Source organism: Pseudomonas sp. JV245A, from assembly GCF_032424515.1.
Taxonomy (GTDB): domain Bacteria; phylum Pseudomonadota; class Gammaproteobacteria; order Pseudomonadales; family Pseudomonadaceae; genus Aquipseudomonas; species Aquipseudomonas protegens.
In genome coordinates, this window is the sequence record NZ_VYKE01000300.1 from 1 (window position 1) to 3,040 (window position 3,040).

Here is a 3,040-nt window from a genome sequence, read left to right on the forward strand (position 1 = left end):
CCAGGGCCCAGACAGCCAGGCCGTGTCGCATTCCTGTAGCCTTTGCGTCATATTCGGTTGTTACCGTGCGACCGAAACACTTTGTAACGAATCCTTAGAGAGCCGAGCAAGGAGCCGACATGAGCGACGATACCGACCTGCGCGCCACCCCCGAATCCGCCACCGACCAGCCTGCCGATACCAGCCGCCGCCGCTTCCTAGGCGGCGTTGCGGTTCTGGGGGTCGGCGCCACCCTGAGCGCCTGCGGCCAGCCCGGCGAACCAGGAGGCAAACCGCCGGTGGAACACCCCTTGTCCCCGGCCGAACTGGACAAGGCGCTGCAGGAGCAGGTGAAAAACGTAGTGGTACTGTTCGCCGAGAACCGCAGCTTCAACAACCTGTTCGCCAACTTTCCCGGGGTGGAGAAACCGCTCTCGGCCCTCAAGCCCGAAGACTTCCAGCAGCGCGACCGCGACGGCAACCTGTTGCAGAAACTGCCGCCGATCTGGGGCGGCATTCTCCAGGTGGGCCCGCAGACCCTGGACGGCATCACCTACCCGGTGGAAACCCAGTTCCAGGAAAACCTGCCCAATGCCCCCTTCGCCCTCAAGGGGCCCAGTGGCGAGGACCTGCCCCTGGGCCTGGTGACCCGCGACCTGTGGCACGTGTTCTACCAGAACCAGATGCAGATCAACGGCGGCAAGAACGACAGCTTCGTGGCCTGGGCCGACTCCGGCGCCCTGACCATGGGCCACTACGCCCAGACCCGCTACTCCCTGCGCCTGTGGGACGTGGCTCGGGAGTTCGTGCTCTGCGACAACTTCTTCCAGGGGGCATTCGGTGGCTCGTTCCTCAACCACCAGTACCTGATCAGCGCCAAGGTACCGTTCTACCCCGATGCTGCCAACTCGGTGGCCAAGTCGCAGATCGCCACCCTGCAGGGCGAAGACCCCAAGGGCACCCGCCTCAAGCCCCTGGACAAGTCTCCGGCCAGTGCCATGGACGGCGCTCCGCAGTTCGGTCCCAGCGCCCTGACCCCGGACGGTTTCGCGGTCAATACCATGGCCCCGCCCTACTGGCCAACCTGGATCCGCGACCCGGAGCGCCCGGACTACGCCAAGCCGGACCTGCCCAGCGTACTGGTGCCTCAAACCCACGAACACATCGGCGACAAGCTGTCGAAGAAGAACGTCGACTGGGCCTGGTACGGCGGCGCCTGGCAGGCGACCCTGGAGCAGTTCAAGGATTCCGGCGGGATTCCCAAGATCCCCAACTTCCAGTACCACCACCAGCCCTTCAACTACTTCGTGCGCCAGGGCCCGGAAAACCCCGCCGAACGGGCCAAGCGCCTGCGCGACGGCGGCCTGGGCGATGAGTCGAGCACCAACAAGTTCTTCGCCGATGCCGAGGCCGGCAAGCTGCCGGCGGTGACCTTCTACAAGCCCCAGGGCAACCTCAACCTGCACGCCGGCTATGCCGACGTGGCCGCCGGCGACCGGCATATCGACCGGGCATTGAAAGTGCTGCGGGAAAGCCCGCAGTGGAAAAACATGGTGGTGATCGTCACCGTTGACGAAAACGGCGGCTGGTGGGACCACGTGGCACCGCCCCAGGGCGACCGCTGGGGCCCGGGCACGCGTATTCCGGCGCTGGTGGTATCGCCGTTCGCCCGCAAGGGCACGGTGGACCACACGGTCTACGACACCGCCTCGATCCTGCGGCTGATCACCCGAGTGTTCCAGCTGGAAACCCTGGACGGCATCAAGGAACGTGACCAGGCCATGATCGCCCGGGGCCAGAAGCCCATGGGCGACCTGACCAACGCCCTGCACTTCACGGCCTGACCCCGGCCGGGCTCGCAACGGGCCCACCTGCCACCGTAGAACCGAGACCCAAGCCCGGCTTCGGTTCTGCGGCACCGGCACAAATGATAGCCATATAACATCACCCACTTTACCCATCCACCCGGCGGGTAATATCCTGCGCGCCACCTATTTGTTTCATCTGTTTTCCGATTGGAAAGGGAGTTCGTCGTCATGATCGTAGGTATCGACCTGGGGACCACCAACAGCCTGGTCGCGGTCTGGCGCGAAACCGCCAGCGAGCTGGTGCCCAATGCCCTGGGCGAACTGCTCACCCCCAGCGTGGTGGGCCTGGACGACGAAGGCCGGATCCTGGTGGGGCAAGCCGCCAGGGAGCGCCTGCACACGCACCCGCAGCTCACCACGGCGCTGTTCAAGCGCTACATGGGCAGCGCCACCGAAGTGCGCCTGGGGGAACGTACCTACCGCCCCGAAGAACTCTCGGCCCTGGTGCTCAAGAGCCTCAAGGAAGACGTTGAGCGGGCCTATGGCGAACCGGTGGAGGAAGCGGTGATCAGCGTGCCAGCCTACTTCAGCGATGCCCAGCGCAAGGCCACGCGGATTGCCGGCGAACTGGCCGGGCTCAAGGTGGAAAAACTGATCAACGAACCCACCGCCGCAGCCCTGGCCTACGGCCTGCACCAGCGTGACCGGGAAACCTCGTTCCTGGTCTTCGACCTCGGTGGCGGCACCTTCGACGTGTCGATCCTGGAGCTGTTCGACGGGGTCATGGAAGTCCGCGCCAGCGCCGGCGACAACTTCCTCGGCGGCGAGGACTTCGACAACCTGCTGCTGGAACACTTCCTCGAACAGCAGGCCCAGGCCGCGGGCTTTCCCGAACGCCAGAGCGTGCTCCAGGCACTGCGCCGGGAAGCCGAGCGCGTGCGCCGCGCCCTCGGCCAGGAGCCCAGTGCCGAATTCAGCCTGCGGGTCGATGGCCGGCAATGGACCCAGACCATTACCCAGGCGCAACTGGCCAGCCTCTATGCGCCGCTGCTGGAACGCCTGCGGGCGCCCATCGAACGCGCCCTGCGCGATGCACGGATCCGCGTCAGCGACCTGGATGAAATCCTCCTGGTGGGCGGCGCCACCCGCATGCCCCTGGTGCGCAAGCTGGCGGCCGGGCTGTTCGGGCGCTTTCCCTCCATCAGCCTCGATCCCGACCAGGTGGTGGCCCAGGGCGCGGCGGTCCAGGCGGC

At 66.0% G+C, this 3,040-nt stretch carries 2 protein-coding genes; both read left to right on the forward strand.

Features of this window, described 5'->3' with window-relative positions; all coding sequences use genetic code 11:
* The first annotated feature begins 119 nt into the window (after window positions 1-119).
* Complete coding sequence (locus F6S12_RS30850; RefSeq protein WP_315869773.1) at window positions 120-1,823, forward strand: acid phosphatase; 1,704 nt, start codon at window positions 120-122, stop codon at window positions 1,821-1,823.
* Between the two features lie 192 nt (window positions 1,824-2,015).
* Window positions 2,016-3,040 (forward strand): molecular chaperone HscC (locus tag F6S12_RS30855; protein ID WP_315869774.1); only part of this gene is annotated, 1,025 nt, incomplete at its 3' end.

Bases quoted from the DNA above. Each gene is read 5' to 3' on its own strand.
- F6S12_RS30850 (WP_315869773.1), top strand. From the start codon at position 120: ATGAGCGACGATACCGACCTGCGCGCCACCCCCGAATCCGCCACCGAC.